25 protein-coding genes are annotated in these 24,328 nt (G+C 42.6%); 24 read left to right on the plus strand and 1 reads right to left on the minus strand.

Annotated features, from left to right (window positions below; translation table 11 throughout):
* The first annotated feature begins 21 nt into the window (after positions 1-21).
* The 21 genes from IGK61_RS06750 (at position 22) to IGK61_RS06850 (ending at position 19,514) form a co-directional block, all read left to right on the plus strand.
* A complete protein-coding gene (locus tag IGK61_RS06750; RefSeq protein ID WP_074535689.1) occupies positions 22-1,461 on the plus strand; it encodes a glycoside hydrolase family 1 protein in 1,440 nt (479 codons plus the stop codon).
* A gap of 157 nt (positions 1,462-1,618) precedes the next feature.
* Complete coding sequence (locus IGK61_RS06755; RefSeq protein ID WP_005225769.1) at positions 1,619-2,683, plus strand: M24 family metallopeptidase; 1,065 nt, start codon at positions 1,619-1,621, stop codon at positions 2,681-2,683.
* 209 nt (positions 2,684-2,892) lie between these two features.
* Positions 2,893-3,318, plus strand: coding sequence for an Asp23/Gls24 family envelope stress response protein (locus IGK61_RS06760; protein WP_005225770.1), 426 nt, complete (start codon positions 2,893-2,895; stop codon positions 3,316-3,318).
* Entirely contained in the window at positions 3,311-3,775 is a 465-nt protein-coding gene (gene nusB / locus IGK61_RS06765; protein WP_034858046.1) for a transcription antitermination factor NusB, read from the plus strand. The genes IGK61_RS06760 and nusB overlap by 8 nt, the downstream gene beginning before the upstream one ends.
* Before the next feature lie 293 nt (positions 3,776-4,068).
* Complete coding sequence (locus IGK61_RS06770; protein WP_005235351.1) at positions 4,069-4,920, plus strand: bifunctional methylenetetrahydrofolate dehydrogenase/methenyltetrahydrofolate cyclohydrolase; 852 nt, start codon at positions 4,069-4,071, stop codon at positions 4,918-4,920.
* Complete coding sequence (gene xseA / locus IGK61_RS06775; protein ID WP_010747995.1) at positions 4,921-6,273, plus strand: exodeoxyribonuclease VII large subunit; 1,353 nt, start codon at positions 4,921-4,923, stop codon at positions 6,271-6,273.
* Positions 6,254-6,475, plus strand: coding sequence for an exodeoxyribonuclease VII small subunit (locus tag IGK61_RS06780; protein ID WP_005225774.1), 222 nt, complete (start codon positions 6,254-6,256; stop codon positions 6,473-6,475). The genes xseA and IGK61_RS06780 overlap by 20 nt, the downstream gene beginning before the upstream one ends.
* The gene (locus IGK61_RS06785) at positions 6,472-7,368 is read left to right on the plus strand and encodes a polyprenyl synthetase family protein (protein ID WP_074535690.1); all 897 of its coding nucleotides are present in this window, start codon (positions 6,472-6,474) and stop codon (positions 7,366-7,368) included. Before IGK61_RS06780 ends, IGK61_RS06785 begins: the two co-directional genes overlap by 4 nt.
* Positions 7,365-8,186 carry a TlyA family RNA methyltransferase gene (locus tag IGK61_RS06790; RefSeq protein WP_074535691.1) on the plus strand — a complete coding sequence of 274 codons (822 nt, stop codon included), beginning with the start codon at positions 7,365-7,367 and terminating at the stop codon, positions 8,184-8,186. Before IGK61_RS06785 ends, IGK61_RS06790 begins: the two co-directional genes overlap by 4 nt.
* Before the next feature lie 97 nt (positions 8,187-8,283).
* A complete protein-coding gene (gene argR / locus IGK61_RS06795; RefSeq protein ID WP_005225777.1) occupies positions 8,284-8,733 on the plus strand; it encodes an arginine repressor in 450 nt (149 codons plus the stop codon).
* A 15-nt stretch (positions 8,734-8,748) separates the two neighbouring features.
* Complete coding sequence (gene recN, locus IGK61_RS06800) at positions 8,749-10,422, plus strand: DNA repair protein RecN (protein WP_074535692.1); 1,674 nt, start codon at positions 8,749-8,751, stop codon at positions 10,420-10,422.
* 95 nt (positions 10,423-10,517) lie between these two features.
* On the plus strand, positions 10,518-11,249 hold the full coding sequence (locus tag IGK61_RS06805; RefSeq protein WP_175445282.1) for an alpha/beta hydrolase: 732 nt from the start codon (positions 10,518-10,520) through the stop codon (positions 11,247-11,249).
* 401 nt (positions 11,250-11,650) lie between these two features.
* Complete coding sequence (locus IGK61_RS06810; RefSeq protein ID WP_010748000.1) at positions 11,651-12,505, plus strand: phosphate ABC transporter substrate-binding protein PstS; 855 nt, start codon at positions 11,651-11,653, stop codon at positions 12,503-12,505.
* 97 nt (positions 12,506-12,602) lie between these two features.
* Positions 12,603-13,523, plus strand: a complete 921-nt coding sequence (gene pstC / locus IGK61_RS06815; protein ID WP_005225781.1) for a phosphate ABC transporter permease subunit PstC — start codon at positions 12,603-12,605, stop codon at positions 13,521-13,523.
* Positions 13,523-14,407: a phosphate ABC transporter permease PstA gene (gene pstA / locus IGK61_RS06820; protein ID WP_005225782.1), complete on the plus strand. Its 885-nt coding sequence runs from the start codon at positions 13,523-13,525 to the stop codon at positions 14,405-14,407. The genes pstC and pstA overlap by 1 nt, the downstream gene beginning before the upstream one ends.
* 13 nt (positions 14,408-14,420) lie before the next feature.
* Positions 14,421-15,227 carry a phosphate ABC transporter ATP-binding protein PstB gene (gene pstB, locus IGK61_RS06825; protein WP_005225783.1) on the plus strand — a complete coding sequence of 269 codons (807 nt, stop codon included), beginning with the start codon at positions 14,421-14,423 and terminating at the stop codon, positions 15,225-15,227.
* Between the two features lie 31 nt (positions 15,228-15,258).
* Positions 15,259-16,017 (plus strand): phosphate ABC transporter ATP-binding protein PstB, encoded by a 759-nt coding sequence (gene pstB, locus IGK61_RS06830; protein ID WP_005235379.1) that lies wholly within the window; start codon positions 15,259-15,261, stop codon positions 16,015-16,017.
* Between the two features lie 11 nt (positions 16,018-16,028).
* Positions 16,029-16,706, plus strand: coding sequence for a phosphate signaling complex protein PhoU (phoU, locus tag IGK61_RS06835; RefSeq protein ID WP_005225785.1), 678 nt, complete (start codon positions 16,029-16,031; stop codon positions 16,704-16,706).
* Between the two features lie 528 nt (positions 16,707-17,234).
* Complete coding sequence (gene liaX / locus IGK61_RS06840; RefSeq protein WP_010748005.1) at positions 17,235-18,797, plus strand: daptomycin-sensing surface protein LiaX; 1,563 nt, start codon at positions 17,235-17,237, stop codon at positions 18,795-18,797.
* Between the two features lie 49 nt (positions 18,798-18,846).
* Positions 18,847-19,155 (plus strand): PspC domain-containing protein, encoded by a 309-nt coding sequence (locus IGK61_RS06845; RefSeq protein ID WP_005225787.1) that lies wholly within the window; start codon positions 18,847-18,849, stop codon positions 19,153-19,155.
* Positions 19,155-19,514 carry a phage holin family protein gene (locus IGK61_RS06850; RefSeq protein ID WP_005225788.1) on the plus strand — a complete coding sequence of 120 codons (360 nt, stop codon included), beginning with the start codon at positions 19,155-19,157 and terminating at the stop codon, positions 19,512-19,514. Before IGK61_RS06845 ends, IGK61_RS06850 begins: the two co-directional genes overlap by 1 nt.
* A gap of 62 nt (positions 19,515-19,576) precedes the next feature.
* Here the strand turns inward: IGK61_RS06850 and IGK61_RS06855 are convergent, their stop codons facing one another.
* Positions 19,577-21,277, minus strand: a complete 1,701-nt coding sequence (locus tag IGK61_RS06855) for a M3 family oligoendopeptidase (RefSeq protein WP_016610290.1) — start codon at positions 21,275-21,277, stop codon at positions 19,577-19,579.
* 157 nt (positions 21,278-21,434) lie between these two features.
* Here IGK61_RS06855 and hprK point away from each other — a divergent pair, with 157 nt between their 5' ends.
* The 3 genes from hprK (at position 21,435) to IGK61_RS06870 (ending at position 24,319) form a co-directional block, all read left to right on the plus strand.
* A complete protein-coding gene (hprK, locus tag IGK61_RS06860) occupies positions 21,435-22,370 on the plus strand; it encodes an HPr(Ser) kinase/phosphatase (RefSeq protein WP_005225790.1) in 936 nt (311 codons plus the stop codon).
* Between the two features lie 14 nt (positions 22,371-22,384).
* The gene (gene lgt, locus IGK61_RS06865) at positions 22,385-23,215 is read left to right on the plus strand and encodes a prolipoprotein diacylglyceryl transferase (RefSeq protein WP_074535694.1); all 831 of its coding nucleotides are present in this window, start codon (positions 22,385-22,387) and stop codon (positions 23,213-23,215) included.
* 75 nt (positions 23,216-23,290) lie between these two features.
* Positions 23,291-24,319 (plus strand): NAD(P)H-dependent glycerol-3-phosphate dehydrogenase, encoded by a 1,029-nt coding sequence (locus IGK61_RS06870; RefSeq protein WP_167826706.1) that lies wholly within the window; start codon positions 23,291-23,293, stop codon positions 24,317-24,319.
* Positions 24,320-24,328: the final 9 nt, after the last annotated feature.

Raw genomic sequence — 24,328 nt, forward strand, 5'->3', positions numbered from 1 at the left:
GAATCATTTAGGAGGAGAAGAATGACAAAAAAAAGTTTTCCAAAAAATTTTTTATGGGGCGGAGCAGTTGCAGCTTGCCAAATTGAAGGTGCTTTTGACAAAGATGGACGCGGTTTATCAACTTCTGATATTCATGCGTTTGATCCTGAATTAAATAGAAGCAACATAAAAAAAGAAGGCGGCGGGACATTAGCTGAGATAAAGTTTGCTGTAACAGATTGTACCAACTATTACCCTAAACGGTTGGGAATTGATTTTTACCACACGTATAAAAAAGATCTTGCCTTGTTGAAAGAGCTGGGATTAAAAGCATTTCGAACAAGTATCTCTTGGTCAAGAATTTTCCCTAATGGCGATGAAATGCGGCCAAATGAAGCTGGGTTAAAATTTTATGATGATCTGATAGCCGAAATTATCAGTTGCGGTATGGAACCAATTATAACAATGAGCCATTATGATATGCCGCTTCATCTGGTGACAGAATATGGTGGTTTTGCAAATCGTAAAGTAATCGATTTTTTCGTACGCTACGCAAAAGTATTACTAAGTCGATACAAAGGAAAAGTTAAATATTGGATTATCTGTAATCAAATCAATTTGGTACCAACCGTTCAGTTTGGTAGTTTAGGTATTTATGATGACCAATCTGATAATATGGAACAACTGATGTATCAGGCGGTACATCATCAGTTTGTAGCTGGAGCCAAAGTTATCGAATTAGGGCGAGAAATTGATCCAGATGCTAAACTAGGAACAATGGTCGCAGATGCAACATTTTATCCGGCTAGCTGCAAACCAGAGGATATAGTCTTAACGATGAAAAAAAACCGTATGCAGTACTATTTTACTGATGTCCAATTGCGAGGAACATATCCAGAATTTGCGTTGCGCTATTTTAAAGATCAAGGGTTTTCTATCGAGATGCATCCGGCAGATCTGCCATTACTAAAAGAGAATACGATGGATTTTCTAGCGATTTCTTACTATTATTCACGTATCGTCGACGCATCCAAAAATACGATGGCACCATTTGATGGTGAACAAAATCCATATTTGAAGCCCACTGCATGGGAATGGCGAGCAGATCCTTTAGGTTTTTACAATTGCTTATCTCAATACTGGGACCGCTATCAAGTTCCTCTCATGATTGCCGAAAACGGCTTAGGTGCAATCGATACAATCGAACAAGACGGAACCATTCGAGATCAATATCGTATTGAGTATTTGAAACAACATATTGTACAACTAAAAGAATGTATCAAGGACGGTGTTGATATTCTTGCTTATTTGAGCTGGGGCCCTATAGATTTAGTCAGCTCTTCCACTGCAGAAATGAGCAAACGTTATGGGTATATTTATGTTGATTTAGATGATTATGGTAAAGGAACCAGGGAACGCATCAAAAAGAGCTCCTTTTATTGGTATCAAAAAGTAATTGAAAGCAATGGAGAAGAATTGTAGAGCAAAGACCGTCTAGTTTTCTAGATGGTCTTTTTGATAACTTGAGGTCCCAAGTTTCTGAAGGTTCATTTTTTAGAAAACTTTTCGCTTGCTTTCCGCTTTTTCTGGAAGTTTGTTATAATACTATCGTATAGAACAAGAAAGTAGGGAACGATACATGTTAAGAGTTGAAAAATTACGTGAAGCAATGAGAAAAGATTCGATTGATGGGTTCTTGATCACCAGCCCATACAATTTGCGTTACTTGACAAACTTTACTGGGACAACTGGTTTAGCAGTCATTACGTTGGACAAAGCTTTTTTTGTAACAGATTTCCGATATACAGAGCAAGCAGCGGCCCAAGCCCAAGGATTTGAGATCGTAAAAAATAGTGGACCGATTTTTGAAGAAGTTGCAACTATCTGCCAAAAGGAAGAAATCAATGTCTTAGCTTTTGAAGAAAGTTTCGTCAGCTTTGCCGAATACTCCGTCTTAGAAGACTTGATCGAGGAATCATCCCTTGCCCCTGTATCGGGTATGATCGAGGCTTTGCGGGAAGTCAAAGATGAGGAAGAGATCGCATTGATCCAACAAGCCTGCCATATCGCTGATCAAGGATTCGAACATATTTTGAAAATGGTCCGCCCAGGAATGACAGAAATCGAAGTGGCGAATCAGTTAGATTTCTTTATGCGTTCATTAGGTGCCACAAGCGTATCTTTTGAAACGATCGTTGCTAGTGGTCTGCGTTCAGCAATGCCCCATGGGGTTGCCAGTGAAAAAGTGATCGAACAAGGCGATCTGATCACGTTAGACTTTGGCTGTTACTATCAAGGCTATGTGTCTGATATGACTAGAACCTTTGCAGTAGGAGATCCTGGCGATAAATTGAAGGAAATCTATCAAATCGTACTTGAAGCGCAAGAAAAAGTCTTGGCCGCAGCAAAACCTGGAATGACCGGAATTGAACTAGATGCGATCGCTCGGGATCACATTGCTTCCTTTGGCTACGGAGATGCCTTTGGTCATTCAACAGGTCATGGGATTGGTTTAGAGATCCACGAAGGACCAAATGTATCCTTCCGCGCTGATAAAGCATTTGTTGTCGGAAACGTCATTACAGATGAACCAGGGATCTATCTTCCAGGAATTGGCGGCGTTCGTATCGAAGATGATCTTTTGATCACCGAAACTGGTAATAAAGTGTTGACACATTCACCGAAAGAATTGATCATTCTCTGATTCATCGACCTTGTTTTTCAGAAAATTCATTGAGAATAGTGGGTTATTATAGATTCTCAGTGCAGAAAATGATAAACTTAGAGCGAGAAGAAACACTGTGCCATGGATGTTATTGATTGAATCAAGCGTTGGTTTGCTTCAAACGGAAAAAACGAGCGGTTTTTTTACAAACAATACGGTACAGCTGTTTAGAATGGAGGCAAAAACGTATGAATGAAGATAAAAACCTTGTATTAAATGCAAGTCCTGAATTAGGCGAGATCGTCATCGCACCAGAAGTGATCGAGATCATTATTGGGATCGCTGCTTCTAAAGTGGAAGGTGTCTATGGGATGCGAGGAACACTGGCAAACAGTGTCACTGAATTATTAGGTCGCGCAGCTCATGGCAAAGGGGTCTACTTAACGATCGATGAAACAGGGATCAAAGTGGATATCTACTGCTATATTACTTATGGGATGTCAGTGCCTAAAGTGGCAATGGAGATCCAAGAACGGGTCAAACAGCAAGTCTTATTTATGACAGATGTGCAACTGGCTGAAGTAAATGTTCATGTTGTGGCAGTCGTGCCAGAAAAAGTAGATTTACCAGACATCGAAGAATTATTTGGAAACGACGAGGAAGAAAATGAGTAAAGAATTATCACGGCATGAAATACGGAAAATGGCGTTACAAGCTTTATTTCCACTAGACTTTAATAAAGATTTAACGAAACAAGATGCCATCATGCATGCCATCGAGTTGGAACACCATGAATTGATCGATGAAGAACAAGAGCATTTTGTGCCTGTTTATTTAGATCAATTAGTGGCAGGTGTCTGTCATTACAAAGAAGCCTTGGATGAAGTCATTCAAAATCATTTAAAAGCTGGTTGGAAAATCCAGCGTTTATCAAAAATGGACGTGACGATTTTACGAATTGCTTTGTATGAAATGATCTATGTGGATAATGTGCCGAATCGTGTGGCTTTGAATGAAGCGATCGAGTTAGCGAAAACTTTTAGTGATGATCAGTCCAGAAAGTTTGTCAACGGTATTTTATCGACAGTCAATCAAGAGCTAGAAACAAAAACCAACCAGGTAAGTGAGTAATTTTCAGCCCTAACACGATCGATCAAAAGAGATCAGCTTTTTTTCGATCGAGTCAGAAACCGAACGATTTATGAGCAACCGCCTTGTTTTGACGGTCCTGCTTGATCGTTCGGTTTTTTTGCACGCACTTTGTCGGTTTACCCTCGTTTTTTCCGAAAAAAGGGAGCCTTAGACGGTGTTTTTCTTTTCAGAAAATGCTATGATAGAAAACATGAAGAAGCATATCGACAAACGATTGGTGCGTTTCTTTTTACAAAATAAGTCCGTATAATCAGGTTGGAGGAGTTGTCAGAATGGGTACATTAATCAATGGAAAAGAATTGGCTGAAAAAATGCAAGCAGCGTTTCTTTCAGAGACAGCAACACTAAAAGAGCAGGGTGTGACACCGGGATTAGTTGTTTTGCTTGTTGGAGAAGACAAAGCAAGTCAGACTTATGTGAAAAATAAAGAACTAGCTGCGGCGAAAATCGGCATCAATTCCCGTGTTGCCCGCTACCCTGAATCCATTACTGAGGCAGAATTATTAGCAGAAATCGAACAGTTCAATAACGATGATGCCTTTCATGGAATTTTGGTTCAACTTCCTTTGCCAAAACATATCAATGAAGAAAAAGTACTGTTAGCCATCAAACCGGAAAAAGATGTCGACGGCTTTCATCCAATCAATTTAGGAAAATTATTCGCAGGTGTACCTGACCGAATTCCTTGTACCCCTTATGGCATCATGAAAATGTTTGCTGCGTATGGGATCGAATTGGAAGGGAAAAATGCCTTAGTGATCGGTCGCAGCAACATTGTCGGAAAACCAATGGCGCACTTACTCTTGGGGGCAAATGCCACCGTGACTATTGCTCATTCAAAAACCAAAAATCTGCCCGAGTTGGCAAAACAAGCGGACATTTTAGTCGTGGCGATCGGCCGCGGTCATTTTGTCACAAAAGACTTCGTAAAAGAAGGGGCTGTGGTGATTGATGTTGGGATGAATCGTGATGCCAACGGCAAGTTGATCGGCGATGTGAAATTTGATGAAGTCGAACCGATCGCTAGCTATATCACACCGGTACCTAGAGGTGTAGGTCCAATGACGATCACGATGTTGATGGCCCAAACGATCGAGGCAGCAAAGGAGACAATGAAAAACTAAATGGCGCAAGAATATTTAACGGTAACCGCATTAACAAAATATATCAAGCGTAAGTTTGACGTCGATCCGTATCTAGAGCGGGTTTATTTGACGGGGGAGATCTCCAATTTTCGTCGTCGCCCCAATCACCAATACTTTAGTTTGAAGGATGATGGTGCAAAAATTTCGACCGTCATGTTCAAAGGCGCTTTTGACAAGTTGCGCTTTCAACCAGAAGAGGGCATGAAAGTCATGGCGGTTGGGCGTATCACTCTGTATGAGGCAAGCGGAAATTACCAGATGGTGATCGATCATATGGAACCAGACGGTGTCGGCGCTCTTTATCAAGCCTATGAACAATTAAAGCAGAAATTGGCAGCAGAAGGTTTATTTTCTGCACCGAAGCAGTCCTTGCCGAAATACCCGAAACGCATCGCAGTTTTGACCAGTCCTAGTGGGGCGGTGATCAGAGATATCATCACGACGACACAGCGGCGTTACCCCATTGCTCAGATCGTTTTGTATCCAACCGTGGTACAAGGCAATAAAGCTGCGGATGATGTGGTGAAAAATATCCAACGAGTCGAAGCCGATGGGACCTTTGATACTATGATCATCGGACGTGGGGGTGGATCGATCGAGGACCTCTGGCCTTTCAATGAAGAACGAGTGGCAAGAGCCATTTTTGATGCAAAAACCCCCATTATTTCTTCAGTGGGGCATGAAACCGATACGACGATTGCCGATTTAGTGGCGGATGTACGGGCGGCAACTCCGACCGCCGCTGCCGAATTAGCGGTGCCAGTGCTGTCGGAGGAGATTTTGCGGATCGAAGAAAGACAAGCCCGATTAGAGCAAGCATTTATGCACCAGATCCAGTACAAACAAGAACGCTATCAGCGAGTGATTGGATCGTATGTTTTTCGACAACCAGAGCGCTTGTATGAGGCACAGTCCATCAAACTCGATCAGTTGCAGCAGCGGATGCAGCAAGGCTTGCAAACCTTGCTTTATGACAAGGATCGCCAGGCACAGCAATTGATTTCACGGTTGGCCCAGCAACAACCAAAAGCGCGATTACAAGCCAGCAATCAAGAGGTCAGCTATCTTTCTCAACGCTTAACGAAAGCCATGAAAGATATTTATGCGGCAAAAGAAAATCAATTTGCAAATGCAGTCCAATCCCTTGATTTGTTAAGCCCACTAAAAATCATGGGACGCGGCTACAGCTATACCACGAAAAATGAGCAGGTGATCAAATCGATTGATGCGATCGAGCCAGAAGATCAGCTGACGATTCATTACCAAGATGGCCAAGCGCTTGTTGAAGTTATTAGTACAGAAGGAGTTAATCATGGCAAATCCAACATTTGAAGAATCATTACAAGAATTAGAACAAATCGTAACCCGTTTGGAACAAGGTGATGTTCCATTGGAAGAAGCGTTAGATGCTTTTCAAAAAGGCATGGTTTTGAGCAAGCAATGCAAGGACACCTTGAGTAAAGCGGAAAAATCCTTAACAAAAATGATGACTGAATCCAATGAAGAAGTCCCCTTTGAAGAGGAAAGCCAATGAGTGCTTTGAAGGAATTTACGAAAGAACACGCCCCATTGATCGAAGAAGTTATGGAACGTTTTGTCAAAGAACACACTTCTGATCAACGACTATTTGAAAGCATGCAGTATTCGATCCAAGCTGGCGGCAAACGCATTCGCCCGCTTTTATTGGCAGCAACAGTCGCCGCTTTTCACAAACCCATCAATACCGCGGTGTACCAGTGTGCAGCAGCCCTAGAAATGGTGCATACGTATTCGCTGATCCATGATGATCTGCCTGCTATGGACAACGATGATCTGCGCCGAGGCAAACCCACCAACCATAAGGTTTTTGGTGAAGCTTTAGCGATTTTAGCTGGAGATGGTCTTTTGACGGCTGCGTTTCAATTAGTCGCTATGGCGGAAATCGAAGCCAATCAAAAAGTCTTGCTGCTGCAGCAGTTGAGTAAAGCAGCGGGCACGCAAGGGATGGTCGCCGGCCAAGCAGCTGATATTCAAGGGGAGAACCAAGCCCTTCGTCTTGAGGAGCTGATGTCGATCCATGAACGAAAGACTGGAGAATTGATCCGCTTTGCGGTGATTGCTGGTGGTGTCTTAGCCGACCAGACGGAAGAGGTTCTGCATGAATTGGATCGCTTTGCCCAGCATATTGGGTTAGCCTTTCAAATTCGCGACGATCTGTTAGATGCCACTAGTACGACCGAAGAGCTAGGCAAAGTTGTCCGCCGAGATGACGAGTTGGCGAAAAGTACCTACCCTGCTTTACTTGGCTTAGCAGGCGCGCAGCAAGCCTTGACTGAAGAATTGAGCAAAGCCAAAGAAATTCTGGCACAGTTAAGCCGATACGGTCAATTTACGCCAGATGTTTTGTTGGCATTTGTGGAACGATTTGAGATTCGAGGGAACGCATGAAGAAAGAACGAGTAGATGTTTTAGCAGTCCAGCAAGGCCTCTTTGAGACCCGCGAGCAAGCCAAACGAGGAGTGATGGCTGGATTGGTGTACAAAGAAAAAAACAATGAGCGCCTAGATAAGCCTGGAGAAAAAATTGCCGCAGATACACTGCTGCAGATCAAAGGGAAGAAGCTGCCTTATGTTTCTCGTGGTGGTCTCAAGTTAGAAAAAGCACTCAAAGTTTTTGATTTTGACGTAACCGATAAAATCATGTTAGATATCGGCGCTTCCACCGGTGGCTTTACTGATGCGGCGTTGCAAAATGGCGCCAAAAAAAGCTATGCACTGGATGTCGGTTACAATCAGTTAGCATGGAAGCTGCGGCAAGATGAGCGAGTGATCGTAATGGAACGGGTCAACTTCCGTTATGCAAAACCAACAGACTTCCTGGATGGTCTTCCTGAAGCCGCTACGATCGATGTTTCTTTTATTTCACTTAAACTGATCTTACCTCCCCTTTATGATATTTTGGTAGCGGATGGCGAAGTGATGGCGCTGATCAAACCACAATTTGAAGCGGGCAAAGAAGCGGTCGGAAAAAATGGGATCGTTCGTGACCCCAAAACCCATGAACGAGTGTTGGAGGAAGTACTGGCATTCGCTAAGAAAACAAACTTCGATGTATTAAACCTAAGTTTTTCACCAATCACTGGTGGCGAAGGGAATATCGAGTTTATCGTACATTTAAAGAAAAGCCTGCAAGAAGGCACCGCAGCAGGGATCGACATCCCGAAAGTTGTTGCATCAGCACATGAGACCTTTCATCAACCAAAATAAAGAATGGAAGAGAGTGGACATTTTACTTGTCGGCTCTCTTTCTTTCTTGCGCAAAATAGGATAAAATTAGTAGGAATTCATTCAGGAGGAACAAGAGATGAGAAAAAAAGAACGGCATCGCTTGATTACACGTTTGTTAAGTGAACAAGATATTCAGAAACAAGAAGATTTTGTCGAGTTGTTAAAAGATCGCGGCGTCTCAGTCACACAAGCAACCATATCAAGGGATATCAAGGAATTGAAGTTAGTGAAAGTTCCTTCCCAAAAAGGCGGCTATCGCTATAGTATTCCACAAGAGACAACGGAAGACGTGAGTGGTAAACTAGATAAAATCCTAAAAACGGCGTTTGTTTCTGTCGATCGAATGGACAAATTTGTGATCCTGCGCACACTGCCTGGCAATGCTTCGGCTTTGGCGAATTTGATCGATAAGCGTTATGCCAAAGAATTATTTGGCACGCTAAACGATGATGACAACGTCTTGATGATCACCAGAACAGAAGCAGATACCGAGAACCTATTCAAGGATTTCCAACGTTACGTATAAAAGAGGAGGCAAGGGATGCTTTTAGAATTGTCGATCCAAAATTTTGCGATTATCTCCAATCTGCACCTGTCTTTTCATGAGGGGATGACGGCTCTAACAGGTGAAACAGGTGCTGGGAAATCAATCATTATCGATGCGATGGGCTTACTAGCAGGTGGCAGAGGATCCAGTGACTATTTGCGTCAAGGCGCAGAAAAATGCCGTTTGGAAGGGATTTTTGAATGGCCGAATCAGCAGGAGTTCAAAGAGCTGACCGCGGATCTGGGTATTGATGAAGAGGAAGTTTTGATCGTACAACGAGATATCTCTCAATCGGGGAAAAATATTTGTCGTGTCAATGGTCGAACCGTTACCTTGTCGGTTTTGCGTCAAATTGGTTTATTCTTAGTCGATATCCAAGGACAAAATGAGCATCAGGAGCTACTGCAGCCAGAAAAACATTTGGCGTTGATGGATGGTTTTGGAGATGATGCCTTTAAAGCGGAACTTGCAAGTTACCGTCAAGCCTATCAAGCCTACCGCTCCTTAGAAAAGCATGTGCGGACCATCCAAGAAAATGAGCAGCTCTATGTCCAGCGAATGGACATGCTGCGTTTTCAACAAGAAGAGATCGCCCAAGCGGAATTGATGGAAAATGAAGAAGAGCAGCTGATCGATGAACGAGAAAAACTGACCAATTATCAAAAAATCGTGGATGCTCTAGGGCAAAGCTATGGCGCTCTATCCGCCGAAGAAGTAAATAGCCTAGATGGAGTCAGTGTGGCATTATCAGAGATCCAGTCGATCGCCCATCTTGATCCTGCGTATGAAAAAATCAGTGAAGCGATCCAAAGTGCGTATTACTTGTTGCAAGATGCAGCCACTGATATTTCGCGGCAAGTCGACAACCTTGAATTAGATGAAGGCCGACTGGAAGAAGTCATTTCACGACTAGAAACGATTCGTCAATTGAAGCGCAAATACGGGGAATCGATTCCTGTGATCCTTGCTTATTATGACGAGATCAGCAAAGAAATCAGCGAATCTGCCTATACAGAAGGTCAGTTGGAGCAATTAAAAGAAGAGCTTGCCCAAAAAGCTGAAGCAGTTTGGCAGCTGGCGGAAGCCTTGCACGTCAAACGACGTGAATTGGCTCATCGTTTAGAAAAAGAAATCGTTCAAGAGTTAAAAGAGCTGTATATGGAGCACGCGCAATTTGAAGTACGGTTTGCATCTGGCTCAAAACAATTAAGCAGCAGCGGCTTTGATACCGTGGAGTTTTATTTGACAACCAACCCCGGTGAAGGCATGAAACCGTTAGTACGAGTTGCTTCTGGAGGAGAGCTTTCCCGGATCTTATTAGCGCTTAAATCGATTTTCTCCCGTAAGCAAGGAATCACTAGTATTGTCTTTGATGAGGTGGATACTGGGGTCAGTGGCCGAGTAGCTCAGGCGATCGCCGAAAAAATCGCCAAGATCGCTGCGAATTCGCAAGTCTTGTGTATCACCCACTTGCCGCAAGTAGCGGCTGTGGCGGACAATCAATATTTTATCGAAAAAGCAATACAAGAAGGTCGGACAGAAACCCATGTCCGTAAATTATCAGAAGAAGAACGAGTGGCTGAGATCGCCCGTATGCTCTCAGGTGCAGAAATCACCGATTTAACAATCGAACATGCACGAGAACTATTGGCGCTGGCTCACCGATAAAAATTGGAAACACTTATAAAAAGATTCAGGAGATGATGGACCCGCAAGTTTCGTCTGCCATCCTTTCCTGATCTTCTTTTTTGCAGGAGGATATGATGAGAAAAAGAACAAAAGTTTTGATCGGTGTATTGATCACCGTTGTTATTTTAACTATTGCCGGTTGGGTCGGTTGGCAACAACTGCATTACCCAGCAGTGGATGCTGCAGTTACAGCTGCGAAGGAGGCAGATGAGGAGGGGAATGTCCTTTATTTTGCTGGAGATGAAGAAAAGCCATTGGTTATTTTCTATCCTGGTGCTCTTGTCGATGCGGAAAGCTATAGTGTATGGGCAGCAGGTTTAGCTGAAAAAGGCTATCCTGTCGCGATCGTTAAAATGCCCTTTAACATGGCTGTTTTAGCAGGCAATCGTGCAGAAGCGGTTTTGAAAGAAATTCCCCATGACTCCTATGTGATAGGTGGTCATTCATTAGGTGGCGTCATGGCAAGCCGTTTTGCAGCGAATCAGTTGGCCGCAAATGACAAGGATTTAAAAGGGGTCTTTTTCTTTGCAAGTTATCCCGATGAAAAAGGTTCGTTAGCTGATCAATCGATTTCTGTGTTGTCACTATCAGGTAGTCAAGATCAAGTAGTAAATCAAGAAAATTGGCAAGCCGCCCGCAGCTTCCTACCAGATTCGACCATCTTCGAAACAATTGAAGGCGGCAATCATGCTGGCTTTGGTACCTATGGGTTACAAAAAGGAGAAGCAGCAGCGGATCTACCAAATGAAGCACAGCAAGAAGCCATCATTGAGCAGATGGCGGCATGGTTAAGTGAATTAGAATAAAAAAAAGACGGCAGAAGATGCATAGGAATGCTTCTTTCTGCCGTTTCGATTCAACAGACATTTTGGGGAAATGTTGATGAAATCGTGAAAACGCTGAACATAACAACATATTGTACTTGATTGGGGAAGCAAGATTAATAATTATGTTCTTTTTAAAATACGTTTCCTCTCACAGTATAGCACAGCATACCTTCTGGATGCACGTAATTTAATTAAGAAATCTTGTCATTTTATTTACAAAATAGTTATTTTGTAAAAGAAAAAAAGCGTTTTAAATAAAGGGACAGACTCAGCTCAAGAAAAAAAAGCAAATAATAATTTTCATTGATTTCAACTAATGGTAAAATGAAAATAATTGATTTTTATAATCAATGACTTTCGAAAGTACAAGGAGCGTTATGATGAAAAAATTAAAACTTCTAAGTCCTATCATCGGATTGGTTATTTTACTCTCAGGATGTGCCAGCTGGGCAGATCGAGGAGAATCGATCACAGCAGTCGGGTCTTCTGCCTTGCAGCCACTCGTAGAAACAGTTGCGGAAGAATTTCAAAACTCAAATCCGGGACGATTTATCAATGTCCAAGGAGGCGGGAGCGGCACTGGGTTAAGTCAAGTCCAAGCAGGTGCAGTCGATATTGGGAATTCTGATTTGTTTGCAGAAGAAAAACCGGGGATCGATGCCGATGCACTCGTTGACCATCGGGTGGCAACGGTGGGTATCACACCGATCGTCAACAAAGGCGTTGGGATCACGGATATTTCAACAGAGGACTTAAAAAATATCTTCTTAGGAAATATTACAAATTGGCGTGAAGTTGGCGGAAATGATCTGCCCATCGTTTTGTTGAATCGGGCGACTGGAAGCGGCACGAGAAGTACGTTTGAAAAATGGATCATGGATGGTGAAACAGCGATTCCTTCCCAAGAGCAAGATTCTAGTGGGATGGTCCGTTCGATCGTTTCAGATACACCAGGCGCCATCAGTTATGTTGCATTTTCTTATGTAACGGATGAAGTCAACGTCCTTTCGATCGATGGGGTTCAACCAACGATTGAAAATGTAACGACCAATGATTGGAAAGTTTGGGCTTACGAGCATATGTATACAAAAGGAGAACCAACGGGATTAACCGCTGAATTTCTAGAATACATGCTTTCTGATGAAGTACAAGAGCATATCGTCGGGGATCTGGGTTATATTCCAATTTCCATCATGCAGGTGGAAAGAGATTGGGAAGGCAACATCGTCGAGTAATCTTTACACAAAATTTACACAAGCTTTAACAGAAATTGATGTTGAACCGATAAACTAATGGTTATGAGTTTAGTTTGATTTTTGAGGAGGAACCCTCGTGGAAAATGTAAAAGAAGTGTTAACAAAAAAATCCAAGCGCGCAAGAATGGAACAAAGAGGAAAGCTGGTTAGCTTTCTATGTATTGCGTTGATTGTATTGGTTGTGATCTCCATTTTTTATTTCGTTGCTAGCCGTGGATTAGCGACATTCTTTGTAGACAAAGTCAATGTTTTCGACTTTTTGTTTGGTACGCAATGGAACCCAAGTGCTGTTGGTCCTGATGGCCAACCATTAGTAGGTGCTTTACCGATGATCCTTGGTTCGTTCTTTGTAACCTTCCTATCAGCGATCGTCGCAACACCTTTTGCGATCGGTGCAGCCGTCTTTATGGTGGAGATCTCCCCTCGTAACGGAGAGAAGATTTTACAGCCCGTCATCGAACTATTAGTCGGTATTCCTTCTGTAGTTTATGGTTTTATCGGTTTGTCTGTCATTGTACCAGCAGTCCGTTCTGTTTTTGGCGGTACGGGGTTTGGGATCTTGGCGGGGACCTTTGTCCTATTTATCATGATTTTGCCGACAGTGACCACGATGACTGTCGATGCGTTACGGGCAGTCCCTCGGCACTATCGTGAGGCATCCTTGGCTTTAGGTGCAACGCGCTGGCAAACGATCTATAAAGTTGTTTTACGAGCAGCTGTCCCAGGGATTTTAACGGCGGTTGTTTTCGGAATGGCTCGCGCATTTGGGGAAGCATTGGCGATCCAAATGGTTATCGGTAATGCGGCATTGATGCCGACGAGCTTAGTGACACCTGCATCAACATTGACATCGATCTTAACCATGGGTATTGGGAATACGATCATGGGAACAGTCCAAAACAACGTTCTATGGTCATTAGCATTGATTCTCTTATTGATGTCCTTACTATTTAACATTGTCATTCGCTTTATTGGGAAGAAAGGAGCATTGAAATAATGAATGCAAAACGTTCAGATAAAATTGCTACCGGCGTCTTGTATGCTGTTGCTGGAGTCATTGTTTTGATTTTGGCTTCCTTACTATTGTACATTTTGGTACGTGGTATTCCCCATATCAATTGGGAGTTTCTGACTTCTTCTTCAAAAGCGTATCAAGAAGGTGGCGGGATCGGCATCCAATTGTTCAATTCCCTATACTTGCTTTTAGTGACAATGATCATTAGTTTTCCGATTTCTTTAGGAGCGGGGATCTACTTATCAGAATATGCGAAGAAAAACTGGTTGACGGATATCATTCGGACATCGATCGAAATCTTGAGTTCACTGCCTTCTGTGGTTGTCGGTCTTTTTGGTTTCTTGGTCTTTGTTATCCAGTTTGGTTATGGCTTTTCGATCATTTCAGGTGCCTTGGCATTGACTTTCTTCAATTTGCCACTATTGACTAGAAATGTGGAAGAATCTCTACAAGCGATTCATTACACACAGCGTGAAGCGGGCTTGTCTTTAGGCTTATCCCGTTGGGAAACTGTTACACGCATCATTGTTCCAGAAGCAACACCAGGGATTTTGACTGGGGTCATTCTAAGTTCTGGTCGGATTTTTGGTGAAGCGGCAGCGCTGATCTATACTGCAGGACAAAGTGCACCGGCCCTTGATTTTACCAACTGGAATCCATTGAGTGTTTCCAGCCCAATCGGTCTTTTCCGACAAGCGGAGACGCTGGCAGTCCATATTTGGAAAATCAATACAGAAGGTACGATGCCTGATGGCGCTCAAGTTTCAGCCGGGGCTTCGGCGGTATTGATCATTGCCGTCTTGCTATTTAACTTTGGCGCCCGTGCAGCTGGCAAACGGTTGTACAAGAAAATGACGTCAGCATAAGGAGAATGACAGTATGAACGATTACAATTGGGACGATCGAAATATCATTACCTTCGATAAACCAGAAGATGTGGCGCTTTATACCACTGACTTGCATGTATGGTATGGATCAAATGAAGCCATCAAAGGCATTGATCTACAATTTGAAAAAAATAAAATCACCGCATTGATCGGACCTTCCGGTTGCGGAAAATCAACGTATCTGCGTTCTTTGAATCGAATGAATGACGGGATCGCAAACACGAGAGTCACAGGAAACATCATGTATAAAGGAGTCGACGTCAATACCAAAGAAGTCGATGTCTTCGAAATGCGTAAGCGTATCGGCATGGTTTTCCAACGACCAAATCCTTTCAGTAAATCGATCTATGACAATATCGCCTTTGCTTTGCGACGTCATGGAGAAAGAAACAAAAAGAAATTGGATGAAGCAGTCGAAACCAGCTTGAAACAAGCCGCACTTTGGGATCAAGTAAAGGACAGCTTAGATAAAAGTGCTTTGGCATTGTCCGGTGGACAGCAGCAACGTCTGTGTATCGCTCGAGCAATTGCGATGAAACCAGATATCTTGCTTCTAGATGAACCAGCTAGTGCCCTTGATCCAATCTCAACAGGGACAGTGGAAGAAACTCTTATCAACTTGAAAAACGACTATTCAATCATCATCGTGACCCATAATATGCAGCAAGCTGCTCGGATCAGCGATTATACTGCCTTTTTCTACTTAGGAAATGCGATCGAGTACGATGAGACCCGTAAGATATTTACTCGTCCAAAAATTAAAGCAACAGAAGATTACGTATCCGGTCATTTTGGCTGAGCCGATTCGATCAGTAAACGGAGGCAAAACAATGGCAGAAGAAATTATTACATCGAAAGATCTGCATTTATACTACGGAAAAAAAGAAGCATTGAAAGGGATCGACCTTTCCATCAAAAAAGGCGAGATCACTGCAATGATCGGACCTTCAGGTTGTGGGAAATCGACCTACTTGCGTTCTCTTAATCGAATGAATGATTTGATCCCTGGTGTGACAATTACAGGAAGTGTTGTCTATAAAGGGAAAGACATTTATAGTCCAAAGCAAGACATCGTTGATTTGCGCAAAGAAATCGGGATGGTTTTTCAACAACCGAATCCTTTTCCCTTTTCAATTTACGAAAATGTGATTTATGGGTTAAAATTAAAAGGAGTCACGGACAAGGCGATTCTTGATAAGACGGTAGAAGAAAGCCTGAAAGCAGCTTCTGTCTGGGAAGATGTCAAAGACAAACTTCACCAAAGTGCGCTTTCTTTATCAGGTGGACAACAGCAGCGGGTTTGTATCGCTCGGGTATTGGCTGTCGATCCAGAAATCATTTTGCTGGATGAACCAACCAGTGCGTTAGACCCCATTTCATCAGGGAAAATCGAGAATACCCTTCTAGCACTGAAAGAACGCTACACCATGATCATCGTGACCCACAACATGTCACAAGCTTCAAGAATCTCAGATAAAACCGCGTTCTTTTTGGACGGCAACTTGATCGAGTTCAATGACACGAAAAAAGTGTTCCTAAGTCCAAGCAAAAAAGAAACAGAAGATTATATCTCAGGAAGATTTGGTTAGGAGGAAAAGGGATGTTGCGTACACAATTTGAAGAAGAATTATTAAATTTACACAATCAATTTTATGAAATGGGGATGCTAGTCAGCAGTGCCATTCATAAATCTGTGCGAGCATATGTCAGACATGACAAAGAAATTGCGCAGGAAGTAATTGAAAATGATTTGGCGATCAACAATATGGAAGTTCGTTTAGAAAAAAAGAGCTTTGAGATGATTGCTTTGCAACAACCAGTAACGACCGATCTACGAATGATCATTACCGTGATGAAAGCCAGCTCTGACTTGGAGCGGATGGGGGATCATGCGGTATCCATCGCGAAGTCAACGATTCGGGTCAAAGGCGAAACGCGGATCGCCGAAATCGAAAAAGAAATCTCAGATATGTCGGATTACGTCAAAAAAATGGTTGATAATGTCTTAGTGGCGTATGTAAAAACCGATCAAGATGATGCCCGCATGATCGCTCAAATGGACGATCGGGTCAATGAATATTACAAAGACATTTATTACAAAACGATCGAGAGTATGAAAGAAAATCCAGAAACAGTTGTCAGCGGGACCGATTATTTATCCGTTGCTCAGTACCTAGAACGTATCGGTGACTACGTAACGAATATTTGTGAATGGATCGTGTATCTTGCTACTGGGAAAATCAGTGAATTGAATACAAACCGTACGGAAATGATTTAAGAAACCAGCTTGGGTTCTTGATCACATATCTCTTTTAAAAGAGATGGGACGGACCGTCGAAAGAAGTTGTCCTTTAAGGAGTAACTTCTCTCGGCGGTCTTTTTGATTTGGAAGAATCGCTTCAATCGATGACGTGAACAGGATAGGCAAATTAGAAAATGGCTCCTCCATAAAGATGGCCAATGGAAATCGATTCTATCGTCCCTGAAATTTACTAGTTGAGCCGTCTATGCTTTTCGTCGCCGACCTGCAGTGAAAGGAGCAATCACTCATTTACTCTAGCAGGCCTATTCCTTAAGAATTCTACTAGCTGAAACTTTTGTTTCTATTGGTTTTTCGTGGTACTGTTAATAATAGGAAGATCGTTTTGAGCCTAGTGTAATGAAGAAAAAGTGTCGGTTTTGCTTGCCAATCTGCAGATTGAGAAAAACTTGGTACTTAAGACCTATGACACTTTTGTAAAAACAAGGCATAATAGGTTCGTAAGCTAAACTTGCAATCACACATTTGCTGAAGGAGGCAATTTCCATGAACGAAAGAGAACGTATATTGGATCTAGTAAAAAAAGGTGTGCTTTCTACAGAAGAAGCCTTGGATTTACTAGAAGGTATGGCAAAAGCCAAAGACGAAAAACAAATTAACAAAGCTGCTGCTGAGGTAACCGCGGATAAGAATGCGACAAGCCCATTTGATGATACTGAAAACGACGATGAGATGTTCACGTTTGACAGCGAAGAAAAACTTCGTCAAAACGAAGCGCAAGACAAAGAAAATCTTGAAAAGATTCTCGATGGTTTAGCAACGGAAGCCAACCAAGCATCTGCTGAGTTGGACGAAATCAATGCTGAAATTCTTGGCGTCAAAGAAGAATTAAAAGAAGCACAAGAAACACTGATGCAATTGAACACCAAAGAAGAGTTGGATCAATTGTCAGAAGATGAATTGGCTACGCGTCACGAAACAGAAGCGACTATTACTGCCTTGGAAGAAACCTTAGATGGTTTATCTGAAGAAAAAGCAGAATTGGAAGCAAAATTAAAAAATATTCGCAAAGACCAATGGTCTCAAACAAAAGAAAAAATTTCTCAAAAATTAGATATTCCAGAGGATTGGAAAGAGCAAGCGACTGACACCTTCAACCAAGTAAGTGAAAAAATGGTCGATGCCAGCACACACTTCGGACACTTCTTGAAGAAAACGGTTCGGGCAGTGACAGAGTCAGTCAATGACAACATGGAATGGAAAGACATCAACTTGAAAGTTCCTGGTGTTGCAGCGACAAAATTTGAGCACACATTTAGCTATGATGAAACGGCAGCGACATTGATCGATGTGAAATTGGCAAACGGCAATGTTTCCTTCCAATTATGGGATGAACCAGGTGTCAAAGTAGATGCCAAAATCAAACTATATGGTAAAATGGATGCGGCGGAGCCTTTCGATGCTTTTGAAGCAAGAAGCCAAATCAATGTCGATGATGAACGCATCTCTTTCCAAATTCCCAACAAACGCATTCGTGCCGATCTCGTTTTCTACTTGCCAAAACGTACCTATGATCATGTGGCAGTGAAATTGTTGAACGGCAATGTTACATTCAATGAATTGGATGCGAAAGATGTCTATACAAAATCAACAAACGGCAATATCGATTTCCGCAAAGTAAACGCATCGATGTTAGAGATTGAAGGCGTGAATGGAACGATCACTGTTCAAGAGGGTGAGATTTTAGATGCCATTATTGAAACGGTGAACGGCGACGTTACGTTGACAGCAACGCCACAAAATACCGGTATTTCTTTAGTTAACGGCAACATCCGTGTGACCTACAAAGAAGAAACGGTCCAAAAATTAAACGCCAGCTCTGTAAATGGGAATGTCAAAGTAGCATTACCGACAGGAATCGGTTTTGAAGGGATCGCAAAAACAAGTTTAGGTAGCATCAACAATCGTTTAAGCGAGATGGAAGTTGTGCGTGAGAAAAAAGAACGCCTAAACCAACTATTGCAATTCCGTCGGGTTGCCGATAAAGTCGCTCAAATTGATCTATCTACAACAACAGGAAATGTCTTTATCAAAGATACAGACAAATAAGAATCGCTGGGTTTACACTCATTAAAGAAAAGAAGGAAGGTGTAGATAAATGAACAAAAAATTAACAAAATCAGCCAATAACGTTGTCATTACAGGTACTCTAGGGGGTCTGGCAGAATACTTGCGAATCGATCCAACCATCGTTCGCGTGATCTATGTCTTTCTATCTTTAGTGACTGCTGGGTTCCCTGGAATCACTTTATATATCATCATGGCGGTCTTGATTCCTTCAGGACGCAAGAGCACCTCAGGATATGGTCACGACAATCACTACTACAAACAAAACAAATACAATGAAGCAAATCGTCCCCGTAAAGAAGCGGAAAAGGTGGAGGATGAGGACTGGAGTGACTTCTAGTGTCTTATTTTCAACGGCTTATCATGAATACACTGACGTTTGTCACATTGGCGGTTCTATTACCAAATATGATCCACGTTCAAAGCATTATGACTGCAGTGATCGCCAGTTTCGTACTGTCGATCCTGAATGCTTTGATTAAACCAATTTTGATCGTCATTTCATTTCCATTGACTTTACTGACGCTTGGGTTTTTCACCTTTGTGATCAATGCGCTCATGCTGAATTTGACTTCATATTTTGTTGGGTCAGCCAACTTCGGCTTTTCCTCGTTTGGGGCTGCTTTATTAGTGGCACTGATCATGTCAGTGATCAATATGATCGTGACCGAACACCATATCGAAAAATATTCACGTTAAAAAGACGTTTCACGTTTTCTCCCACTAGCTATCAAGCTAGTGGAGAAACGGAAACGTCTTTTTTAGTTTAACTGTTCTTCTTTGATAGCAGCAAGGTACGTATCTACTGCCTGTAACGTCTCATCAAGCGCCCCTTTTTCAAAAGGTGAACGCAAATGAGCAAGAGACAGGATCTCAAGGAATGTTTTCGTGCCGCCGACTTCGCAGATGGCCAAATAATCTTGCCAAGCGGTTTCGTCTTTTGCCACGATGAATCGATACCAAAATTGGAACGCACACACTTGCGCCAATGTATAATCGATATAATAGAAAGGTGATTCAAAAATATGCCCTTGTCTAAACCAATACAAGCCACGATCAAGGTCTGGATATTCTGAATAATCCCGTTCTGGGCAATATTGGCGCTCTAATTCCCGCCAACGGGCTTTGCGCTGTGCTGGTGACCATTCGGGATGCTCATAAACATCTTGTTGGAAGTGATCCACTAAAACGCCATAAGGCAGAAATTGCAGGCTACTAGCAAGATGCGCAAATTTGTATTTTTCTGTTTCTTCTTCAAAAAAAGCATCCATCCATGGCCAGGCGATAAACTCCATCGACATTGAATGGATCTCGCAAGACTCATAATTGGGAAAGAGAATTTCCGGTTCTTTGATCCAACGAGAGCGAAAGGCTTGAAACGCGTGGCCAGCTTCGTGGGTCAAAACATCGACATCGCCAGAAGTGCCGTTAAAGTTGGCAAAGATAAATGGCGATTGATAGTCTTGGATAAACGTACAATAGCCGCCAGATTGTTTGCCTTTTTTGCTTAGTAGATCAAGTAGGTCATGCTCGACCATAAAATCAAAAAATTCGCCAGTTTCAGGGGATAGTTCCTGATACATCACACGGGCTTTTTCTACTAGTTCTTCAGGAGTTCCTTTAGGCTCTGCGTTACCACTAGGATAAACAAGCGGCAGGTCGGTAAAGGTTGCCTGAGTTAATTGATTACGCTGCGCCTGTCTTTGGTACAGTTTTTGGGTAATTGGGACGACTTTTTCTAAAATTTCCCGACGATAGGTCTCGATCATTGAACGATCATAGTCCCAACGATTCATTTGGGTATCCGCAAAGGCAACATAATTTTCAAAGCCGAGCTTGTGGGCGATCTCGGTACGAACCTTGACCATCTCGTCATAAATTTGATCAAAACGGTCTTCATTTTCCGTGAAGAAAGCCGTTTGTTTTTCAAACGCTTCTTTTCGAACACCGCGATCTTTGTTTTCGGTAAATGGTCGCAGTTGTGCGAGGGTATAGGTTTCTCCTTGGAAGTCGATTTGGGCAGAAGCGACCAATTTGCTGTAATCGGAAGCCAATTGGTTTTCTTTTTGAAATAATTCGATCAAGGCCTCATCAAAAAGCTTCACACGGCTTTCGGCAAATAAAAAAAGTGTTTCTGGATATTCGGCTTTTAATTCATCTAAGACAGGTGAAGCCAGGAGTGCTTGATAGAATTGAAAATCCAGAGCTTCAAAATGAGGCTGGTATTCATTCCAAAAAGTGTCTTCTGCTTCATAAAAGGCATCGTTGGTATCGATCGAATAGCGGATCGAAGCCAAGTTCATTGCAGTATCGATCGTTCCTCTTAGTTCGTTCAAAGCATCAAGGGCTTGCTTCGCCTCCGAGAAGGTATCGGCTGACTGAAGGTTTGCTAATGCTTTTTTGAATGTTTCTTGATAGACTGGAAAATCAGGGCGTTGATACTTGTATGCTGAAAATTTCATTAAAAATCCCTCCTTAGTAAAATAATAACACAAACGAAAAAGAATGAGGACTTCTATTGGCGAAGGTAGTAACTTTACTGATAGAATGATAAAATAGAACCAGAGTGTCGTTTAAAAGAAGCAGCGGCAAGAATCATTGAGAAAAGAGGGAAAACCTATGGCAGAAACCGTCAAAGTCAGCGAGCTGGCGGAGGCTTTAAATTTAGAGATAGTTGAAGGAACTGAAAACAGTTTAGAAAGAGAAATCATTACCGGCGATATTTCCCGACCTGGTTTGGAATTGACGGGTTATTTTAATTACTATTCCCATGATCGTCTGCAATTATTCGGCAGCAAAGAGATCACCTTTGCGGAACGAATGATGCCAGAAGAACGCTTGATGGTGATGCGCAAAATGTGTGCTGAGGATACCCCAGGGTTTATCGTTTCTCGCGGCTTGGAAGTACCAGCAGAAATGATTCAAGCCTGCAAAGAACACGAGATTACGATTCTACGTTCACCCATCTCAACGTCACGTCTGCAAGGAGAGCTGTCTAGTTTTCTCGATGGGCGTTTAGCAACAAGAACCAGTGTCCATGGGGTATTAGTGGATGTCTATGGTTTGGGCGTTTTGATCCAAGGCGATAGCGGAATTGGGAAAAGCGAAACAGCCTTAGAGTTGATCAAACGTGGGCATCGGTTGATCGCTGACGACCGTGTGGATGTGTATAAGCAAGATGAGTTGACTTTGGTAGGGGAACCGCCGAAAATCTTGCAGCACTTGATCGAGATCCGCGGGATCGGGATCATCGATGTCATGAATCTTTTTGGTGCCAGTGCCGTACGAGGGTATATGCAGGTTCAAGTAGCAGTGTATTTAGAAGCTTGGGCGAAAGACAAAAAGTATGACCGACTAGGAACCGATGATACGACGGTTGAAATTGGTGGCGTCGATGTACCACAAATCAAGATCCCCGTAAAAACTGGTCGAAATGTTGCGATCATTATCGAAGTCGCTGCCATGAATTTCCGAGCGAAAACGATGGGCTACGATGCAACGAAGACCTTTGAAAATCGATTGACGCAATTGATCGAAGAAAATTCTGGAAACTAGAGAGGATAAGATAGATGTTAGGTTTAGTAAATCGAGTCGCATTTGAACTATTTGGTTTGCCGATTTATTGGTATGCGATCATTATCGTATCAGGCGTGATCATTGCTATGTGGTTAAGCACGAGAGAGGCGGTTCGTGTCGGGCTCAAGCCAGATGATGTGACTGATTTTATGTTGATTGGATTGCCAGTATCGATCATTGGTGCGCGGCTTTATTATATTCTGTTTGACTTGCAATACTACATTGATGACCCAAGTCAAATTTTCAATATTCGCTCTGGTGGGATCGCCATCTACGGCGCATTGATCGCTGGGGGGATCTGGCTGTACTTTTTCTGTCAACGAAATTTTATTTCTCCCTGGACCTTCTTAGACATCGCCGCACCAAGTGTCTTATTGGCTCAAGGCATCGGGCGTTGGGGCAACTTTATGAACCATGAAGCATTTGGAGCAGAAGTCAGCCGCTCTTTTTTAGAAAGTTTGTATATACCGAAATTTATTATCGATAATATGTATATCGATGAAGCGTTTCGGCAGCCGACCTTTCTTTATGAATCGGTTTGGAACGTGATTGGATTTGTCGTTTTGATCTTCTTGCGTAAGAAAGCTGGGTTATTAAAAGAAGGCGAAGTCTTCTTAAGCTACTTGATTTGGTATGGATTCGGGCGCTTCTTTATTGAAGGAATGCGTACCGATAGTTTATACTTATTTGGTGGAATCCGTGTGTCACAGGCACTTTCCGCTTTATTGTTCTTTGGAGCGATCGCTTTAATGATCTGGCGCAGGAAAAAACAAGCGTTAAAGGATTACAACCGCAGCTTTGGTAAGAACCAAGCGATTATCTAAACAGTTATTTTATCGAAATTATGGTAAAATGATGAAGTGCATGAATTTGCGAAAAGGATAGAGGAGGTTTCCATAGTGAAACAGAAAATCGCCGTCTTAGGTCCCGGATCATGGGGGACTGCTTTGGCACAAGTCTTGTCTGAAAATGGACATGAAGTGACTATTTGGGGGAACAATCCCGCCCAAATCGATGAAATAAATACGTATCATACGAATCGGCATTATTTGCCAGATCTGAAGCTTCCTGAAAATATTCTAGGCTGTAAAGATTTAGAAGAGGCGATCCAAGGGGCAGATGCCGTCTTGTTTGTCGTACCAACTAAAGCGATTCGTGCCGTGGCACAAGAATTCACTAAGAAAACAACTGGCAAGCCAGTCATTATCCATGCCTCAAAAGGGTTAGAACAAGGCAGTCATAAACGAATCTCAGAAGTACTTGCCGAAGAGATCCAAGCTGATAAACGGCAAGAAATCGTTGTTTTGTCAGGACCATCTCATGCTGAAGAAGTCGCTGTCCATGATATCACGACGATCACGGCAGCTTCAGAAAATGAAGCGGCTGCTAAGTATGTACAAGAGCTATTTATGAATGATTACTTTAGAATCTACACGAATAACGATGTGATCGGTGTCGAAACTGGCGCCGCTTTGAAAAACATCATCGCCATTGGTGCCGGTGCTATCGCAGGACTTGGCTTTGGGGATGATGCGAAGGCAGCGATCATGACCCGTGGGTTAGCAGAAATCAGTCGTCTTGGTGTGGCAATGGGTGCCAATCCTTTAACCTTTATCGGATTGAGTGGGGTTGGCGATTTGATCGTCACTTGTACCAGTGTCCATTCACGGAATTGGCGTGCAGGAAACCTATTAGGAAAAGGCCATAGCTTAGATGAAGTATTAGACAATATGGGGATGATCGTTGAAGGAGTTTCAACCACAAAAGCTGCCCGCGAATTAGCAGAAGCTTTGTCGGTGGAAATGCCAATCACAGAAACGATTTATTCGGTCTTGTATGAAGGCAAAGACATCAAGCAAGCAGCGAAAGATATTATGCTGCGAGACGGCAAAGAAGAAAACGAATTTTCGGTAGATCAATCATTATGATTAAAGGAG

The sequence above is a fragment of the Enterococcus sp. AZ063 genome (assembly GCF_051715045.1).
Lineage (GTDB): Bacteria > Bacillota > Bacilli > Lactobacillales > Enterococcaceae > Enterococcus_D > Enterococcus_D casseliflavus.

Bases quoted from the DNA above. Each gene is read 5' to 3' on its own strand.
- IGK61_RS06780 (WP_005225774.1), top strand. From the start codon at position 6,254: ATGGCAAATCCAACATTTGAAGAATCATTACAAGAATTAGAACAAATC.
- hprK (WP_005225790.1), top strand. From the start codon at position 21,435: ATGGCAGAAACCGTCAAAGTCAGCGAGCTGGCGGAGGCTTTAAATTTA.
- IGK61_RS06760 (WP_005225770.1), top strand. From the start codon at position 2,893: ATGAATGAAGATAAAAACCTTGTATTAAATGCAAGTCCTGAATTAGGC.
- liaX (WP_010748005.1), top strand. From the start codon at position 17,235: ATGAACGAAAGAGAACGTATATTGGATCTAGTAAAAAAAGGTGTGCTT.
- phoU (WP_005225785.1), top strand. From the start codon at position 16,029: ATGTTGCGTACACAATTTGAAGAAGAATTATTAAATTTACACAATCAA.
- IGK61_RS06790 (WP_074535691.1), top strand. From the start codon at position 7,365: ATGAAGAAAGAACGAGTAGATGTTTTAGCAGTCCAGCAAGGCCTCTTT.
- IGK61_RS06785 (WP_074535690.1), top strand. From the start codon at position 6,472: ATGAGTGCTTTGAAGGAATTTACGAAAGAACACGCCCCATTGATCGAA.
- xseA (WP_010747995.1), top strand. From the start codon at position 4,921: ATGGCGCAAGAATATTTAACGGTAACCGCATTAACAAAATATATCAAG.
- IGK61_RS06750 (WP_074535689.1), top strand. From the start codon at position 22: ATGACAAAAAAAAGTTTTCCAAAAAATTTTTTATGGGGCGGAGCAGTT.
- IGK61_RS06770 (WP_005235351.1), top strand. From the start codon at position 4,069: ATGGGTACATTAATCAATGGAAAAGAATTGGCTGAAAAAATGCAAGCA.
- argR (WP_005225777.1), top strand. From the start codon at position 8,284: ATGAGAAAAAAAGAACGGCATCGCTTGATTACACGTTTGTTAAGTGAA.
- recN (WP_074535692.1), top strand. From the start codon at position 8,749: ATGCTTTTAGAATTGTCGATCCAAAATTTTGCGATTATCTCCAATCTG.
- IGK61_RS06845 (WP_005225787.1), top strand. From the start codon at position 18,847: ATGAACAAAAAATTAACAAAATCAGCCAATAACGTTGTCATTACAGGT.
- IGK61_RS06805 (WP_175445282.1), top strand. From the start codon at position 10,518: ATGAGAAAAAGAACAAAAGTTTTGATCGGTGTATTGATCACCGTTGTT.
- pstB (WP_005235379.1), top strand. From the start codon at position 15,259: ATGGCAGAAGAAATTATTACATCGAAAGATCTGCATTTATACTACGGA.
- IGK61_RS06755 (WP_005225769.1), top strand. From the start codon at position 1,619: ATGTTAAGAGTTGAAAAATTACGTGAAGCAATGAGAAAAGATTCGATT.
- lgt (WP_074535694.1), top strand. From the start codon at position 22,385: ATGTTAGGTTTAGTAAATCGAGTCGCATTTGAACTATTTGGTTTGCCG.
- pstA (WP_005225782.1), top strand. From the start codon at position 13,523: ATGAATGCAAAACGTTCAGATAAAATTGCTACCGGCGTCTTGTATGCT.
- nusB (WP_034858046.1), top strand. From the start codon at position 3,311: ATGAGTAAAGAATTATCACGGCATGAAATACGGAAAATGGCGTTACAA.
- pstB (WP_005225783.1), top strand. From the start codon at position 14,421: ATGAACGATTACAATTGGGACGATCGAAATATCATTACCTTCGATAAA.
- IGK61_RS06855 (WP_016610290.1), bottom strand. From the start codon at position 21,277: ATGAAATTTTCAGCATACAAGTATCAACGCCCTGATTTTCCAGTCTAT.
- IGK61_RS06810 (WP_010748000.1), top strand. From the start codon at position 11,651: ATGAAAAAATTAAAACTTCTAAGTCCTATCATCGGATTGGTTATTTTA.